This window comes from Levilactobacillus yonginensis, from assembly GCF_964065165.1.
GTDB lineage: Bacteria > Bacillota > Bacilli > Lactobacillales > Lactobacillaceae > Levilactobacillus > Levilactobacillus yonginensis_A.
The window spans coordinates 1,687,829-1,704,473 of the sequence record NZ_OZ061549.1 but is presented as its reverse complement, the minus strand read 5'-3'; the positions used below and the strand labels follow the sequence as shown (position 1 = coordinate 1,704,473).

General features: G+C 45.5%; 15 protein-coding genes. 12 read left to right on the top strand and 3 right to left on the bottom strand.

The genetic code is table 11. The features are described 5' to 3' along the window. Positions 1-9 precede the first annotated feature (9 nt). The 4 genes from AB3Y94_RS08125 to AB3Y94_RS08110 are packed head-to-tail and all read left to right on the top strand — an operon-like array spanning position 10 to position 3,294. The gene (locus AB3Y94_RS08125) at positions 10-540 is read left to right on the top strand and encodes a helix-turn-helix domain-containing protein (protein WP_367294732.1); all 531 of its coding nucleotides are present in this window, start codon (positions 10-12) and stop codon (positions 538-540) included. Then, complete coding sequence (locus AB3Y94_RS08120) at positions 540-1,421, top strand: IS3 family transposase (RefSeq protein WP_367295784.1); 882 nt, start codon at positions 540-542, stop codon at positions 1,419-1,421. The genes AB3Y94_RS08125 and AB3Y94_RS08120 overlap by 1 nt, the downstream gene beginning before the upstream one ends. Positions 1,422-1,475: 54 nt before the next feature. Continuing rightward, the gene (locus AB3Y94_RS08115) at positions 1,476-1,838 is read left to right on the top strand and encodes a hypothetical protein (RefSeq protein WP_367295783.1); all 363 of its coding nucleotides are present in this window, start codon (positions 1,476-1,478) and stop codon (positions 1,836-1,838) included. Further along, positions 1,828-3,294, top strand: a complete 1,467-nt coding sequence (locus tag AB3Y94_RS08110) for a hypothetical protein (protein ID WP_367295782.1) — start codon at positions 1,828-1,830, stop codon at positions 3,292-3,294. Before AB3Y94_RS08115 ends, AB3Y94_RS08110 begins: the two co-directional genes overlap by 11 nt. Before the next feature lie 390 nt (positions 3,295-3,684). On the opposite strand, the gene AB3Y94_RS08105 is transcribed toward AB3Y94_RS08110, so the two are convergent. After that, positions 3,685-4,065: a MerR family transcriptional regulator gene (locus AB3Y94_RS08105; RefSeq protein ID WP_367295781.1), complete on the bottom strand. Its 381-nt coding sequence runs from the start codon at positions 4,063-4,065 to the stop codon at positions 3,685-3,687. A 70-nt stretch (positions 4,066-4,135) separates the two neighbouring features. Here AB3Y94_RS08105 and AB3Y94_RS08100 point away from each other — a divergent pair, with 70 nt between their 5' ends. From AB3Y94_RS08100 to AB3Y94_RS08070, 7 genes are all read left to right on the top strand, one after another. After that, positions 4,136-4,846, top strand: coding sequence for an SDR family NAD(P)-dependent oxidoreductase (locus AB3Y94_RS08100; protein ID WP_367295780.1), 711 nt, complete (start codon positions 4,136-4,138; stop codon positions 4,844-4,846). A gap of 505 nt (positions 4,847-5,351) precedes the next feature. Further along, positions 5,352-5,831: a hypothetical protein gene (locus AB3Y94_RS08095; RefSeq protein WP_125693298.1), complete on the top strand. Its 480-nt coding sequence runs from the start codon at positions 5,352-5,354 to the stop codon at positions 5,829-5,831. Between the two features lie 463 nt (positions 5,832-6,294). Further along, on the top strand, positions 6,295-9,000 hold the full coding sequence (locus AB3Y94_RS08090; protein WP_367295779.1) for a SpaA isopeptide-forming pilin-related protein: 2,706 nt from the start codon (positions 6,295-6,297) through the stop codon (positions 8,998-9,000). A 3-nt stretch (positions 9,001-9,003) separates the two neighbouring features. Then, a complete protein-coding gene (locus tag AB3Y94_RS08085) occupies positions 9,004-10,455 on the top strand; it encodes a SpaA isopeptide-forming pilin-related protein (RefSeq protein ID WP_367295778.1) in 1,452 nt (483 codons plus the stop codon). A 42-nt stretch (positions 10,456-10,497) separates the two neighbouring features. Beyond that, positions 10,498-11,280 carry a class C sortase gene (locus AB3Y94_RS08080; RefSeq protein WP_367295777.1) on the top strand — a complete coding sequence of 261 codons (783 nt, stop codon included), beginning with the start codon at positions 10,498-10,500 and terminating at the stop codon, positions 11,278-11,280. After that, on the top strand, positions 11,281-11,988 hold the full coding sequence (locus AB3Y94_RS08075) for a class A sortase (RefSeq protein WP_367295776.1): 708 nt from the start codon (positions 11,281-11,283) through the stop codon (positions 11,986-11,988). Positions 11,989-12,168: 180 nt separating this feature from the next. Then, positions 12,169-13,488 carry a replication-associated recombination protein A gene (locus AB3Y94_RS08070; protein ID WP_367295775.1) on the top strand — a complete coding sequence of 440 codons (1,320 nt, stop codon included), beginning with the start codon at positions 12,169-12,171 and terminating at the stop codon, positions 13,486-13,488. A gap of 91 nt (positions 13,489-13,579) precedes the next feature. On the opposite strand, the gene AB3Y94_RS08065 is transcribed toward AB3Y94_RS08070, so the two are convergent. Then, positions 13,580-14,008 carry a nuclear transport factor 2 family protein gene (locus tag AB3Y94_RS08065; protein WP_367295774.1) on the bottom strand — a complete coding sequence of 143 codons (429 nt, stop codon included), beginning with the start codon at positions 14,006-14,008 and terminating at the stop codon, positions 13,580-13,582. A 274-nt stretch (positions 14,009-14,282) separates the two neighbouring features. After that, a complete protein-coding gene (locus AB3Y94_RS08060) occupies positions 14,283-15,452 on the bottom strand; it encodes a DUF2075 domain-containing protein (protein WP_367295773.1) in 1,170 nt (389 codons plus the stop codon). 620 nt (positions 15,453-16,072) lie between these two features. Here AB3Y94_RS08060 and AB3Y94_RS08055 point away from each other — a divergent pair. Then, on the top strand, positions 16,073-16,507 hold the full coding sequence (locus AB3Y94_RS08055; protein WP_367295772.1) for a hypothetical protein: 435 nt from the start codon (positions 16,073-16,075) through the stop codon (positions 16,505-16,507). Positions 16,508-16,645: the final 138 nt, after the last annotated feature.

The following is a 16,645-nucleotide window of genomic DNA, read 5'->3' as shown; positions in this document are numbered from 1 at the left end:
GGTTTTACTATGGTTAAGTTTGATTTAGATTTTAGAATTAAGGTCGTCACTGAATATTTGAGTGGAGTTGGATCAACCTCATTGGCCAGAAAACATGGTATCAGCAAGGAAGAAACTATCCTTCTTTGGGTTAGTCGCTTCCAGAAATACGGTATAGCTGGATTGAAGCTGAAGGATCAGAAGCCAGAATATTCTAGTCAGTTCAAGGTTGATGTATTAAACTGGAGAAAACAACATCAGGCCTCGCTTCCGGTAACGGCTCTGCACTTCAATCTATCTTCGCCAAGCACCATCTGGCAATGGGAGAAGCGCTTTGAGGAGCAAGGAATCGCTGGCCTTGAACGGAAGCGAGGAAAGCCTAAAATCATGGCTAAACATAAGCAAACGAAGCCTTCAAAGAGTCGCAATAACTCCAGTACCGCCGATGAATTGAAGCAATTAAAACAAGAAAACTTGATGTTAAAGATTGAGAATGAATACCTAAAAAAACTCGATGCCTTAGCTCAGAAGAAGTCAGCAGACAAGAAATCTCGCAAATAGTGACCGAGTTAAGGCAGGTCTTTCAAGTGCCCATCAAGCTCCTACTCAAGGTCGTCAAAGTACCAAGAAGTACGTATTATTACGCACGCTCACATCGTCAGCGTGAAAAGCTGGATGATTCTCCAATCATTCAGGCAATCGATGAGATCCGGCAGGAAGATTCTAAGTACACCAAGAAGTATGGTTACCGGCGACTAACTAAAGCTTTACAGGAGCATGGATTCACGGTGAATCATAAACGAGTCTTGCGTCTAATGCATGAGCATGATTGGCTTTGTTTAGCGTACAATCGGCAAAAACGTAAATATAATTCATACAAAGGATCCGTTGGTAAAATTGCGCCTAATCAGTTGAACCGACGATTCAAAACGGACCGACCCTATCAAAAACTCGTTACAGATGTCAGTGAATTTCGATACGGTGGTATGAGCCAAAGTGAACGGGTCTATTTAGAACCAGTGATTGACCTCTTCTCAGGCGAAGTCTTAGCCTTCAACATCAGTGACCATCCAACAGTAGAATTTGCCCTAAAGCCGCTTAGAGAAGCATTGGAAGGACTGCCAAAGTTAGGTTATCGAACAACAGTCCACACGGATCAGGGATTCCAGTATCAACATAAATTCTGGCGAGAAACACTCAAAGAACATCGCGTATTTCAAAGCATGTCACGCAAAGCAACTTGTCTAGATAATGCGGCAGTTGAATCATTCTTCCACATCATGAAGGTCGAAGTTATGGATGAGCATTTTGAGAACAAGGAAGACTTGACTCAAGCTATGACTGACTGGATTAACTTTTACAATAAACGTCGGATCAAAACAAAACTGGATGGCAAGTCCCCGGAAAAATACCGGGAACTCGCCATCCAGAAGGCAGCGTAAATTCTGTGTCCAACTTTAAGGGTTCACTTCATCGCAGGTTATACAGCAGCTACATTGTTGATTGGCACATCTCAGATTGAGCACTTTTTAAGACTCTTTGATATTGGCTTTGATGACGAAGACTATATAAGAGGACAGTATTCAGAATTCTTGAAACCGATGGCGTTTGATTTTTCAGTGGTTTCTAAAGTAAATATGTTGTTATTTAATTATGGAAAACATAACCATGGTCTCAGTAGAGATGATAGGGCTAGAGACTTTGTTAATAAAAATTATGGAGATATATGTACATATTTAGGAATAGACGTTGAGGCTGATAGCAGAAATAAAGATGTTGCAAAATTTATTCTTTGGTTAATTGTTACTAATAATTCTGATTTCAAGAATATTAAGGAGGCGTTAAACTATGGAAATTGATTATTTATTAATTAACGATAAAAAATTTCAGTTTGATGTGGGGACAACCCTGATATACAGTCGAAAGAATAGTCACGGAAAAACCTCCCTAATCCGGTTGGTTCTGTATGCGTTGGGATATCCAATTCCTTCAACCAAAGGAATTGATTTTTCTAAGCTAAGTTTGGAAATTGGAATTATACAAAGAAATCAAGAAATGGTATTAAAACGTCATGATAAAATAATTAATATTGAGATGGGTCAGAGTGTAAGGACTTATAAATTGCCGGAAGATTTTACAGAAGTATTAGCAAGTGTTTTTGAAACTGAAAATCCTAAATTGGCAGATAACTTATTGGGACTTATATATTTTGATCAAGATAAAGGCTGGACTCTTCTAAATAGAGGAATAGTTATTGGGAAAATACGGTTTAAAATTGAAGAACTTTTAGATGGTATATCGAATACTGATGCAGAAAAAATACAGATTGAAATGGATAGTAAAAAAGAGGAACGAAAGGTTTTATTGCAAATAAAGACTCTGCTTACTTTAAATATGGAAAGTGAAAAGAATAAAGATGACATAAACTGGTCGAGTATTGATGAGCTACAAGATCAGATACGTTCCATTGATATGGATATAAATAAAAAGAAACTTAAAATTAGTAAACTAGATAGAATAATTAAAAGCAATGATAGCTTTTATAAACTAATAGATGATATGAATATATTAATTAAAGTGGATAACAAGGCCATACCGGTATCTAAAAAGAATATTTTAGGTTTTGATTTTAATCAGACAGTCATTACGGCTCAAATAGCTAGAGAGAATAGAGAGCTTTCTGAATATATAGTTCAAAAAAACAAAATGTCCAAGGATTTAAACAAGCAATTGAGCCTTTTTTCGGATCAAGATCAAATTCGGAGATTTAATAATGCTGTAGAAAAAATAAATATTACTCAGGATTCTATGGAAAGTACACTTAAGGAAAATACAAAAGAAATTAATAAATTAAAATCCTTGCAGAGGGATAGTCTAGGATCGATACAGCAAGTGAGAAAGATATATAATACTATTGTGAAATTTTCAAAAATATTGGGAGTGCAGGACACTATTGACAAAGATGAAGATTTTATTTTTACTAGGGACTTAAAGAGATATAGTGGTGCAAAATTACATTTATTAGTTTTTGCATACAGAATGGCCGTTTTAAAAGTTGTACAGAATCAGGATGATAAAATATTTCCTATTATCGTTGATTCACCGATGGCAGGAGAGGTAGATGCAGAAAATATTCAGAGAATGTTTAAACTGCTGGATCAAGAATTTCCTAACAACCAAAAGATATTTGCAAGTATTTATGAATATAATCGAAAGTGGGATACTAAGATAGTTTTGAATGAGGGATTAATGGATGGTGTGTCTAATTTAAATGAAGGATTGAGTGAAAACAATACAACAACGAATCCTGACTAGAATATGAAATAATAGTGATTAATTGTCATATTTTTGAAAGCGGCTAAGTATGACTAGCGAGTAGTTATGATTGGTAGAAGTTCTTACCCCTATGGTGTCATAAAAGCGTTATCCGGATTTTGAAGTGCCCTACGATTGTTAGACTTATCTGTCTAACAATCGTAGGGCACTTTATTTTTCGACTAAATTTTTTATGCGTAGTGTTAGCTAACTTGATGCCGGGTATCCTGAATTGTAAAATTAATCTGGACGCTACTTTAATAAAATTCGCCAATGAAAATGAGCTATCCACGTTTTTAAACATATATTGTTACCATGAAGGCTTAGTGTATCTGACGCCAAGTCTATTTTGTGTATAGAAGTAATCGTAGGCTAGTCTGTTTAGGTCGCTCACATCACCGCACTGTCTCCAGCTAAATACCGCTCAAGCTTATGATCAATCACTTTCAGCTGTTCCTGCTTAGCAGCAATCGCAGTGATGACGTGCTTACGCTGCTTGCGCATTAATTCAATTCGTTGCGGTAAGCTGCTATCGCCTTCACGCACTAAAGTGGTGTAGTATTGCAATTCAACGATTGACATGCCAGCTTCCCGCAAATAATGTAAGTTGGTTATCCAATGTAGGTCTTCATCATTAAAGACCCGTTGATTATTTTTATTGCGCTTTTCTGGTGGTAATAAGCCACACTCTAAGTAATACCTGACTGTTCGAATAGTAACATTGGCAGCTTTCGCAAACTCACCGATCCGCATCAATTTATTATTTTCCATTTTGGCTTGACCTCCCGTTACGTTAGGCTGATATAGTAAATCCATCATAACAGAAAAGGAAGCTATGGATATGACTATCAAGACATTAATTACTGGTGCTGATCGCGGGATGGGTTACGAGTTAGCCTTAGAACTTGGTTTGAAAGGCCAGCATATCTATGTTGGTTCTAGGAATTTAGCTCATGGACAGGCCGCTGTTGCCCGGCTCGAGGCTGCGGGTGTTCAAGCTCAGACGGTACAGTTGGACGTGACCGACCATGAGTCGATCGTTGACGCGAAAACGAGTATTCCTAATTTAGATATTCTAATCAATAATGCTGGGATTGCCGTTGATCATGAGACTAAGCCGTCAGAACTGTCACTAGACGCAATTCGGCAAGATTTTAACGTGAATTATTTCGGCTTGATTGACGTCACGCAGGTCTTCTTACCGCTTTTGAAGGCAGCACCGGCTGGCCGGATTATCAATATCTCTAGTGCAGTGGGGTCATTGACTCTAGCTAGCGATGCCAGTACCAGTATTCACAAACTACAAGCATCTGGCTATCAGGCTTCTAAGTCAGCGGTCAATATGTTCACCGTCAAACTCGCTGCCGAACTGGAGGGAACGCCTGTCACGGTAAACGCCGTCAATCCTGGTTGGGTAGATACTAGTTTTGGTGGTGGCGGCGGTAATCGGACCGTGCAAGTGGGGGTGGCGCGGACTGTGGAACTGGCCACTTCTGATACGTTAACTGATTCTGGCACGTTTTCAGATATTGATGGTATCGTCCCTTGGTAACCTGCTCAAATTGGGTACGACAAACTAAGAAGGCAAAGCCATTTTTAGAAGAGAAAAATCAATATTTTAGACAATGCAGCTTAATAACTTCAAGCCAAAATTAAAGTGATCTCATCGTGATTGTTTACGGGGAGATCACCTTTTTTTAACGTCGGATGATACCCGAAACCTAGAAGTTGGTTATCCGACTATTTATGTAGTTTTAATCCTTGGAAAATGTTTTCATATGTAGCGCTAGTTAATTCGCTGCCCAGTATTCTGGTTTGTAAAGTTGATCTGAACTCTGCTTTAATAGAATTCGCCAATGAAAGTGAATTATCCGTGCATTCAAATACCAACGTTTATCCGCGTTGTTAGAAAATAACAAGTGAACCAACGGTACTCACCTGGGCATGTTCCAACAATATCACACCCAAAAATTATTTGTGTATTCCGACTGTTAACCCAGTGCTATAATTATGATGTAATTGATGAATTAAACTATGGTCAATTGGAGGAATACATAATGAAAGTTAAATATTTGGTTGCAGCGGCAGCATTAAGCTTGGGCCTTGCCGGAGCTGTGACGACCTTTGATCAACCGGTCAATGCCGCGGCGAAGTCAAAGCGGATTACGACCTATAAGACGATGCCCAAGGCTCTGCGAGGGACCTGGCAGGAGAAGAGCTACTCTAAGTACAAGAAGGGTATCAAGGTTAGATGGAGTTACACTTTCAAGAAACACTCTTATTCCATGAGAATGGATTTTAAGGGTGGCCATAAGAAGTCTAAGACCATCCGTTTTTCTAAGAAGGAAATTGGTGGCATGAACTATGACCATCACTACAAAGTGTATAACGTCTTTCCTGGCGGGTCATCAATTCCTAAGAGCAAGCTGCCCTATGCCGGTTACATGACGTTTACTGCTGGTCGCCACAATGGTAAAAAGGCTTTGGGACTGCATGGCATTGCCGACGATAAGATTACGTATTTCTACCGTAAGTAACCAATCTCAGCTAGGCTAGCTACAGCAGTAAGTCTAGAATAATCTAAATACTCACAGGAGGTCGTCCAACAACGTTGGGCGACCTCTTTGCTGTCTCTACGCATTATCCAGTGTTTCTACACAGGCTTTCACCCAAGTTATCCACGCAACTATCCCGTACAAACGAATCGCGAAACAAAATAAATAGTCAGCGAAATCACCTGCCAGCCCCTCCAAGCTCAGAACAATCGATTCCTACCCCTCCCTGCAACCAAACACCCTTACTCTATAGAAACAACGCCACCCACAACTGTTCAATATATTTAGCGGTTGACGTAATTACTTTAATATATAACACAACAACCTTATTAATATTATTATAAAATACATATGGTGTTCATAAGTTATTCACATTTCGTTGGTATTCTGAAATCACTCAAAAAAAGACAGAGCGAAACCCACAGGGGATATGGAGGATTACCGCATGAAAAAACTATTACGGATTATTGCGATACTGGGATGTTTCCTTGGCTTGGCATCACTGCTACGGATTCAGGCGCAAAAGCGAGAAGACATTATTAAAACGGCGGCCCTCCAAGACCAGGCGGGTAAAGTTGTTGAAAAGGTTAGCAGTCACGACCCCCAGGAGCTACAGATGGCGTTGACCATCAAGCTACCCACCGGGGAAACGATGATGACGTTAGCCGACCAGGACAACGTCAAGCTTAAGACCGGGGAAATCGTTGACCTGCAGCCCAACGAAGACATCACGGCACGAGTTGACCAACAAAACCAACTTGTTATCCAAAACGACCGAGGCCGCGTAAAGAAAGTGAAGCTGGTCGTGCCAGTCGAAGTGACGAACCCACTACTGGTAGCCAAGTTACAACTGGACTTACACGTTGCCGACTCAAAAGAAACTTACACGCTTCCCGAAATCACGGTCACGGCTGAAGATACTAAGGAAGTTGCCGAAGAAAAGGCCGAGGAATCGACGGAAGATTTAGTTAAAGAACCAGCGGAAGACCCGACCAACGAATCAGGCACGAAAGCACCTGAGAAATCTGCGAAGAAGACGACTAAGAAAACGACCGAAGAAACTACTAAAGAAACAACTAAAGAAACGACCAAAGAAGTCACACCAGCGTCAGACACGACTAACGACACCAAGACGATTGATAAGCAACAATCAGATTCGCCAAAAGAGGGGCGCCAACAATTACCACAAACAACGACCACCAGTGATCAACTGACAACTACCAAGGATGACACTGACGACAAGGTGGCTAAGACGGCTACCACCACTAAATCCAAGATGGCCGCGGCGCCAACAGATGCGCTATCTGGCACAAATATTGACGTTCACCGGGCGCAAATCCAGGTGGGCAGCTGGTCAGACAGCCTAATTGTGGCTGGCTCACTACCTGCTAAAGATAACGTGAATGTGTTAGAAAAAGAATTGGGCGTCAACGGTATCATCTCAGGTGGGTACTACGGTGGAACCAACTTTGATAACTTCGAAAAACACTACCACTCATCCTACATGCGAAAGGGCGATGGCACGGGGACTGGAGATGGCGAAAAGGCCTATGCTGTAGCGGTTGACGGCCAGCCGACTAGTAATAAAGCAGATGACATTCTCGTTTATTACCAAAACGTCGGGGCCTACACTGATTCAACGACGGCCGATAATCCAACGGAACCAATGGGGGCCATCGTTAAAATTTCCAACATTCAGTACCATAAAAAGATTACCGGCGAACCCAAAGCTGGCAAGGCCTTCATTGACTTTTCCAACAACTTCTACTCTGGAATGGTCTACAACGGGATTGAAACGCTCGATATCGACGTGACGTTTACCACTTCTGACTGGAAGCAAGCGCTGGTTTTCCCACCGCTTGATGGTAACGGGGATGCTCGCAGCTACTTCACGTTTGGGTCACTGAACGGGAATGAAAAGGGCGCCCACGAATGGGCTGGTAGTCGATTGAACTTACCAGGAAAGTTAGCGCCTAACGCGACCATAGCCGAGCATCCAAATGGTTGGTACGAAGGTACTGGTATGGGGGTCGTTGATAAAGAGAAGTATGAAGCGGACAGAAAAGAAGGCGAGCGACCAGCCGACTGGGGAGACTACCTCGGTTCCAGTGACTACGAACGGGGCGCCGTTTCCTTCCCACTGGTTGGACGTGACCAACTATTTAAGTTAAGAAGTGAATCAGGCTTTACTTGGCAGTCCTTCTCTAGCGGGTACATCATGCCACTAGAGCAACCAGCGCCACAAAAAAACGTTCACCGAGACAAAGAATTGGGATTGGACAAGAATAACTTAGACGGTGTGACGATTGACCGGGACAATGACGACCAGAACAAGTTGTTCTACACGATTTACCAAAAGACCTACAGCATTCCCAACGAATCGATTGCGAAACCGAATGAGATTATCTTTCGGGACAAATTGCCAGCTGGAGTAACTGTTGAAAATGGTGGCTTTCGACTATTCAACACGGACGGCGTAGAAATGACGCCGCTGACGGGTGAACTCGAAATTACCCCCGAAGGCAAAATCACGTACAAGTTCTCTGAAAAAGAAATTGAAGAATTAAAATTTGACGGCGGACACTTTGCGATTCAGATAGAAACGAAGATTGGTGATGACTTTGTCGGGACCCTTAAGAATCGAGCCAGCATCGAATTTAACTCTGGTGACGACCACAGATGGCGGAAACGCACAAACAAAGTGGTGACCCATTTTATCCGGGGCAGTTACGAGTTCCAGAAGGTCGATGGTACCACTGGCAAGTCCCTGGCCGGTTCCACGTTTATCATTCAAAACGCAGATGGTCAGTACCTGACCTTTGACGGTAACAATCACCAGACCGGACTGGTCGCATTGAAATCACGGGCAACCCGACTGCAAGGTGACAGCGACGGCAACTTTAAAGTTGCTGGCCTCGCGAAGGGTACGTACAAGTTGATTGAAACCAAGGCGCCCGATGGCTACGTAATTGGGAAGCCAACTGAGTTCACCATTTCTGGTAAGGCTCAGACCACACCAACGCAAATTGAAAATGACCCCTACAGTCTTCCCGTAACCGGGGGACAAGGGATCTTCTGGTTCATTGTCGTAGGGCTCATACTCACCCTATCGTCTCTCGCCATTTGGCGCACTTACCCTAGAGGAGGATAACCCATGAAATTCACTAAAATTAGACAGCTGGTGCTTGCGACCTTCGCCGTTTGTGGCTTGGCGCTAGGCGGTCGGGCAGTTGCCCACGCCAGCACGCCAGCGCCAAGCACGGTCACGATGGAGCTGCATAAGCTAGACAACAACTCGGATAATCAAACGACAGAAACGATTAAGAACACGGGGGATGAAGTTTCCCTACCAACTGGCGTGACGCCTTACAACGCTGGTAAGTACGGCGAGGTCACCTATAGTGTTTATGACCTGACCGACGTGATGAAAAAGCGGGGTATCACCAATGGTGAAGCGACCAGCGAAGCTTTTGAAACCGCTCGTAACCAGCTACTGACGGATATTACGGCTAACCAGACTGATCCCAAGGCCTTACTAGCGGCCCAGGCGGCCTTCGTGAAGGCCAACGGGTTAACGAGCATTGCCGACAAGACGTTGAAAGACCAGTCTAGTTCCCTAACTTTTCCCGGTATTAGGAACAGTGGCTTCTACCTGATCATGGAAACAGGCGCCCCAACGCATCATTTGACGAAGTTGTCGGCGCCCCTGATCATTGGTTTACCGTTGAGTGATAAGGCGACCATTCACCTATACCCCAAGAATCTGATTGCTCGGGACGTTGACCCTGAAATCCACAAGGTGGGACGTAATCCCCAAGACCCAACCAGTGAAACGTACCTACCATTGGGAAAGGTGGAATTCACCCTGGCACAGAAGGACGGCGAAGGTGAAGTGCGGACCCTGGTGACCGATAAAAATGGGGACATCGAATTTGGTGGCCTGGAAGTCGGGACCGAGTACGTGTTAACGGAGTCAGCCAACCAGCGCTACCCGTGGTATCAACAAACGGATACCAAGAAGCACAAGCTTTCATTGACCTTTACGGTCGATAAGGAGGGTAACATCAAAGCACTCGAGACGCTGCCGGATGCGAAACACTTTAACATTCAGGGCACGCGCATCGGTATCAAAAACGACCTGATTCTTGGGGGTGCTGAATTCAAGAAGGTGGACGCACAGACCGAAAAAGGCTTGGCTGGAGCGAAGTTTAAGGTCCAAAAGATTAGTCCTAAGGGTAGAACTTACTGGGCGGTCTTCCAAGGCCAGACTTTCGTGAAATGGGTGACGAGCAAGGCTGCTGCAACTGAATTAACGTCAGCAGAAGATGGCACGTTCGACTTCACCGGCGTCCCTTACGTGTATGACCAGCGGCAAGGCAAGGTCACCTACAACCTGGTTGAAACGCAAGCCCCCGCGGGTTACGCGTTGTTGAAGGAAGCGACACCATTTAAAATTAATGAAAAAACGAATCTCAAGACGATCAAAAACGAAAGCTACGCCCTGCCAACCACTGGGGGGATGGGTATCTGGCTATTTCTTCTCATCGGGAGTCTCCTGATGGGTGGCGCCGGTTACCTGTACTACCGGCAACGGAAGGCGGCCTAACTGGTTAGCCACTTAGACAATTAGAGAAGGGAGGACCCCCGCATGCGTAAATGGCTAGTGATTCTGCTATGTTGTTTCGGCTTAGGCCTGATTGCCTACCCAGCTGCCAGCAACCTAGTGATTGGTTGGCGTCAGCAGGGGGTCCTGGTGGCGTATAAGAACCAGTTACGGTCGGCAAGTACTAGGCAGCGAAAAGCGCTCCAACGGTCCTTACAGCGGCAGGCAAGGGATACTCGGACCACCCTCTATAACCCGTTCAAACAGGAAAATGACCGGTTCATGGGGACGCCTCCCCTAGCGTTAGTGGCGATTCCTACCATTAACGTGGAATTACCGGTGTTTGCTGGGACCAGCGACCCCGTTTTACAGAAATACGCAGGATTGGTTCACGGGACGGACGTGCCGCAGGGCAAACGTAACCAGCACAGTCTGATTACGGCTCACCGGGGGTCACCCAACGCGACCCTGTTCACGGACCTACCGCGGTTACAGCGGGGCGATCATTTCTACCTGAAGAATGCCTACGGGTTGATGACCTATCGGGTGACGAACATTCGGACCGTGAAAGCGGCCACGCGTCAGCCAATCCTGCGGGACACGGCCAAAAATCAGGTGACGCTGATGACCTGTACGCCGTATATGATCAATACCCACCGGCTCTTGGTGACGGGACAGCGAATTCCGAACGAAACTAAGACGATTCCGCAAGGGAAGATGGTGTGGGACTGGTACAAGATTATCCTGTTGGTTATCGGGGCACTTCTACTGATTGGTGGCACGTGGGCCGGTTACCGGCGATTCAGACAAGCAAGGGAGGGTAACTAAATGACGAAACGTAAACGACGCTTTAAAAAAGGTTCCCTCTGGTTGCTGGTGATGTTTCTTGTCGGGAGTGGGCTGGTCCTACTCGGGTTGACACAAAATTCCTCGGTAACCCGGATGGGTGATGCAGCCAAGCGGGAGATGACGGTTGAGAGTGTTCGGCGGGTCAAGCAATCGGCCCAGAAAAAAACGGAGCAAGGTAAGACGGCCCCGTTTGATTACGCCAAGACCTCGCAGCTGACACCGCTCACGGTCGGTGGGTATCGCCTCCGTGAGTTGACCGGGAATAGCGGCTACGATGGTGCGGTGGGTCAGCTGAAGGTCCCCGCGGTGGGACTAGACTTGCCGATCGGCATTGGTGTCAGTAATAGCGTGCTGGTGCGGGGGGCGGGAACGCTGAAGGCGGACCAACAGATGGGCCAGGGGAATTACGCGCTGGCTGGGCACTACATGGCAGCGAAGCGGCTCCTGTTTTCTCCACTAAAGGGCGTTCGACGAGGAGATAACGTCTATCTGACGGACAAGCAACAGGTGTACCATTACCAAGTCTCACGGGTCCGGGTGGTGGATCGTCACCAGGTCAATGTCATTGACGATGTACCCGGCAAGAAATTGGTGACACTGGTAACCTGTGCTTCCGCCAAGCGCGGCGAACCTAAACGATTGGTGGTGCAGGGAGAACTGGTGTCGGTCCAGCGAGTTCGGGCTTGAGGGATTTGAATAGGTGAAGGTAAACGAAACGAGCAGATACTGTGCTCGTTTTTTTGTTGCAGATAGCATGACACTGATTAAATCAATAAGCGTCACCAGTTGACTGTCCCGCAACGTCATAGTTTATGATTACCTACAACAGTTCGATTACTGAAGTCTGAAGGTAGGGTGGCGTCGTACATGAAACAGGAATCACTTTTCTCAAATCAACCGGAGAACACGCCGTTGGCCAGTCGGGTTCGGCCCCAAGACCTGGACCAATTCGTTGGCCAGCAACATCTACTGGGTCCTGGCAAGATTTTGCGAGAAATTATTGAAAATGACCAAGTCTCGTCCATGGTTTTCTGGGGGCCGCCGGGTGTTGGGAAGACCACGCTGGCTGAAATTATTGCCCGTAAAACGCAATCTAGTTTTTTGAGCTTTAGTGCCGTGGATAGCAGTATCAGTAAAATCAAAAAAATTATGAAGCAAGCTGAATTGGACCGGGAAATTGGGCAACGAACAATCGTCTTTGTGGACGAAATCCACCGGTTTAACAAGGCCCAGCAGGATGCGTTTCTGCCCTATGTTGAGCGGGGGAGCATCATTTTAATTGGGGCAACGACGGAAAATCCTTCGTTTGAAATCAACTCAGCCTTGTTGTCACGCTGTAAGGTGTTTGTGCTGAAAGCCTTGCAACAGGCTGACATTATCACGTTGGTCGAGAATGCCCTGAAAAATCCCAATGGTTACGGGAAACAGAGCATTAAGATTGGTGGCGATGAAATCCAAGCGATTGCCAACTTTGCCGACGGGGATGCCAGAATGGCATTGAATACGCTAGAAATGGCGATTCTCAATGGCGAGAAGGTTGATGGGGCCACGACGGTGACCATGGAAAATCTCAGTCAGTTAATTACTAAAAAGTTTGTGTTGTACGACAAAAATGGTGAGGAACACTACAACATCATTTCCGCGCTGCATAAATCCATGCGTAATAGTGACACCGATGCCGCTATTTATTGGCTGTCGCGAATGCTAGAGGGTGGCGAGGACCCGTTGTACATTGCTCGGCGACTCGTTCGGTTTGCCAGTGAAGACGTTGGCTTAGCCGATACGAATGCCCTCAACGTGGCAATCAACGTCTTTCAGGCCTGCCAGTTTCTGGGGATGCCGGAGTGTGACATTCACCTGGTTGAGGCTGTGACCTACCTGTCCCTGGCCCCCAAGTCCAATGCCATTTATAAGGCCAGACTCGCGGCGGCTAAGGACGTGAAGCAGACGGTGAATGATCCGGTACCGCTACAGATTCGGAACGCACCGACTAAGTTGATGAAAGATTTAGGGTATGGCAAGGACTATGAATTAGCCCACTATGCCAAAGATAAGCTGACGACGATGAAAACCATGCCACCTTCCTTAGAGGGGCATGAATATTATTTGCCAACAACTGAGGGCCATGAGCGGCGGTTCAAGGAGCGATTGGCGCAGATCAAGGCTTGGCATGAACAGAATGGGTAACAAAAAACGGATATCCTCAATGGGGACACCCGTTTTTGTTAGGTTTCAGGATGATTAAGATGTCACGGCGTACTGATGCTTGAGTTTCAGTCTAAACCAGCGTTTTCTTTTGGCCGAAATCCATGTCCATTGGCCGGATGAAGGACCAGGTTGAGTGAATGACCTTCCAATCAGTGTCTTCACGTTCGTAAACCTCAATGCAGTTGTAGCGCATTTCGTTCAGTGAAGTCTTGGCAAAGAGTTGGTAAGTTAGAACTGCCATGTCACCTTTGATTTGAACGCGGGGGTCTTCAAAGTCGTAGGTGTCTGCGAATAGTTTGCCCTCCACGTTAGCGAGGACAAATTCTTTGATTTCGGCGTAGGTGTCGACCCGGTGCGGTTTAGAGCTGTCAAAGTAGGAAAAGTTCTTTTGAGACCAGATGGTTAAGTAGCCGGAAGTGTCGCCCTTGAACCATTTGTCCAGAGCGCTCTTTTCAAGCCCAATAATTTTTGTGGTTAAGTCGGTATTTTCATTAGTCATAGTTTTTCTCCTATCTCTAAGTTAAGTAGCAGGGCCGGCTTTCCATAGGCATGTCGCAGAGAATGGAGGAGCCAAGCTCGTGTATTAACCATGAGCTTAAACTATGCCGTAACGTTACAGTCAAGCGTGATTCTCTGAAATTAGTGATATTGGTAAAGTAGCCACCGTTGTTTCACATGAAACATTAAGGTTAGTAGCGTACTAAAAAGACGACTCATCTAGCTGCCCTGAAAAGGGGTATTAGGTGAGTCGTCTTTGTTTAGGTTAGATGCAACTATTTGCCAGTTTCAGACAATTCAAGTAGCCGTTGCCGTAAAGCATCGTCGTAGGCTGTCAGGTACAGGCCGTATTTTCCCCGTTTCATCAAGACGTTTAGGACGTTGGCGATAAACGTTTTGTATTCGTCGCGGCTGAATTGAATGTCCTTCCGTTTCTTAAAGATTTCCTTGTGGGAGTACTTTTCGGGAATGATGGTCATCGTATCCGTCTTAGGGTCGTAGCCAAATGACGGCCCAATGATCATACCCACGTAGTTGAGGTCAAAACCTTGTAGGGTGTAGATGGTACCGACCTGGGTGATGGAGCCTTCACGCTTGGCCCAGTGGGTCCGTTGTGGGTCCCATTCGTCCCAAGGTAGGTTGAACGTATCCATCTCGACGTTGTGGCGGCCATCAATGCGAGGGAACCCAGAGGTGGCTACGACCCGACTCATGCCAAATTCCTTGTTGCGCTTCTTAATATTCTCGAACAATTCACCAGCAGTATCAAACATTTTGAATTCGAAGTCGCTGTTGTCGGGGAAAGGTTTCAAGGGCTTTTCAGCGGATAAGTCATCCATCCAAGCAACCTGTTCGTCGCTGGCAACCATCCGGTATTGAAAGTTCATGTTGAACAGCTTATGTGGGTGGGTGCCGATGGTCTTGTAGAGCAGGTCTTTGTCCCAGTACATCTTGGACTGGAAGACTTGTTCAAAGTCATACACGACGACCACAACCTTAGCCAAGTTCATGAGGTCGGTTAGTTGGTTTTGGCCACGGTAATGGGCGTAGGGTTCTGACTTGGAGTAGAGCAAATGGGCTTCATCAACGAAAATAATGTCGTATTTTTTGTGGTTCTTTTGTGCGTAGTTGATTAGAGCAGTGGGCCGCCGAATGGACTTCACTTTCATGTTCGGAATGGATTCAGCGAGGTCTTGATAGGCTTTGTACAACTCGGGATGGTTGACCACCAGTGAAGTTTGGTAGCGACTATCAGTCATATACTGACGAACGAGTTCCATGAGGACAACGGACTTTCCAGTTCCAGCAGCGCCTTCAATGATAGCGACGGAGGATTGGTTGCCGTTCAGCCCTTGCTTGATGTAGTCGTTGATATTGGTGATGACAGTCTTCTGGTCGTCTGACAGGTCATCGACGAAGAACTGTGCCTTTAAAATTTTATTCATTCTGAAGCTCCCTTATGCCTTAGTTAATTTGCGTACGTAAATGAGGCTAGATTTCTCTGTGAAAATTGCTATTACTAGTATAGCAGTTATGGGGCGGGAGACTGTAGAATTTTGAAAAGGTGGGAGTGGGGAAGAGCTATCATACTTGATTGTGGATAGAGAACCGCTGATGTATGCTTAAAGGACGAAACAAAAAGTACAGGCATGGCAACTATCAAAGCATGTTGTGGCAGTGATCAAGGGATTTGATAACTGGTAAACCAGATGGTCATTGCTGATCTTTCGATATATAAAGGTTACTAATAAGTTGACGTCGAGTTTTAAGGCTGTTAGCACATTGGGGATGGAAGAATGGATCGAAAGCCGGAGTTCGATGGCGATGGATTGGGTTGTGTTCACGTGATAGTATCATTGGTAATCGTCTATGTCCTATTTCAATTATTCATTGGTGTGTTGACCGATTAGGTAAATGCATCCGGTGTTTTGGATAGGATTGACCTGGATAAGAGCAAGGGACTAGTTTGTTTCGATGTGCGTTGAATTCAAGGTCTGAGTTTCAAAAATTTTAGCCACTGTTTCATGTGGAACAAGCAGGAGTAGCCAGTTGAGGAGGAATAGGAATGCGTAAATCAATTCGTATCGCAGTGGTTGGCCTGATAGTTTTGCTGATTGGCGGGATTTACTTTGCCACGGGAACCACGGCTGACGCGGGTAAATGGCACAAAGGTGTGCCCAAGGTTGTTCGTAATCGGACTTATATGATCAGTCATGTGACGGATAAAAATCTAATGGCTTACGTGGGCTACACGTTCACTAACAAGTCGTTGTTCGCTGGCCATACCATGGATGGCGGTCATTTCGTCAGGCATCTAAAGTATAAAAAGGTTGGTAAGCAGACTTATTCAATTAAGGGGAGCGTTTCAGGCGACAAGGAACGGCTAAAGCTCAAGGTTACCAACAAAAATAAGCTGATAGTCCAGGACCTCGACAATGGCGGGTTCAAAGGCTATGCTCCGTACAAGTATTCTGGTAAGACCTGGCCGCGGGTTCATTAAGCGCCATTAGCGATATAGTCAGTTAATTGAGTTGCACAACCAAAAGAACCTGTCACCGATTTGGGGGTTCACTTCAGGGAATCGGTCGAGGGCCGGTTCCTTTTTTTGTAGTGCCTTTAGGCCCAGTTGAGCACGCTA

Excerpts from the sequence above, each read along its gene's own strand:
- AB3Y94_RS08125 (WP_367294732.1), top strand. The coding sequence starts at position 10 with ATGGTTAAGTTTGATTTAGATTTTAGAATTAAGGTCGTCACTGAATAT.
- AB3Y94_RS08110 (WP_367295782.1), top strand. The coding sequence starts at position 1,828 with ATGGAAATTGATTATTTATTAATTAACGATAAAAAATTTCAGTTTGAT.
- AB3Y94_RS08105 (WP_367295781.1), bottom strand. The coding sequence starts at position 4,065 with ATGGAAAATAATAAATTGATGCGGATCGGTGAGTTTGCGAAAGCTGCC.
- AB3Y94_RS08100 (WP_367295780.1), top strand. The coding sequence starts at position 4,136 with ATGACTATCAAGACATTAATTACTGGTGCTGATCGCGGGATGGGTTAC.
- AB3Y94_RS08095 (WP_125693298.1), top strand. The coding sequence starts at position 5,352 with ATGAAAGTTAAATATTTGGTTGCAGCGGCAGCATTAAGCTTGGGCCTT.
- AB3Y94_RS08090 (WP_367295779.1), top strand. The coding sequence starts at position 6,295 with ATGAAAAAACTATTACGGATTATTGCGATACTGGGATGTTTCCTTGGC.
- AB3Y94_RS08085 (WP_367295778.1), top strand. The coding sequence starts at position 9,004 with ATGAAATTCACTAAAATTAGACAGCTGGTGCTTGCGACCTTCGCCGTT.
- AB3Y94_RS08080 (WP_367295777.1), top strand. The coding sequence starts at position 10,498 with ATGCGTAAATGGCTAGTGATTCTGCTATGTTGTTTCGGCTTAGGCCTG.
- AB3Y94_RS08075 (WP_367295776.1), top strand. The coding sequence starts at position 11,281 with ATGACGAAACGTAAACGACGCTTTAAAAAAGGTTCCCTCTGGTTGCTG.
- AB3Y94_RS08070 (WP_367295775.1), top strand. The coding sequence starts at position 12,169 with ATGAAACAGGAATCACTTTTCTCAAATCAACCGGAGAACACGCCGTTG.
- AB3Y94_RS08065 (WP_367295774.1), bottom strand. The coding sequence starts at position 14,008 with ATGACTAATGAAAATACCGACTTAACCACAAAAATTATTGGGCTTGAA.
- AB3Y94_RS08060 (WP_367295773.1), bottom strand. The coding sequence starts at position 15,452 with ATGAATAAAATTTTAAAGGCACAGTTCTTCGTCGATGACCTGTCAGAC.
- AB3Y94_RS08055 (WP_367295772.1), top strand. The coding sequence starts at position 16,073 with ATGCGTAAATCAATTCGTATCGCAGTGGTTGGCCTGATAGTTTTGCTG.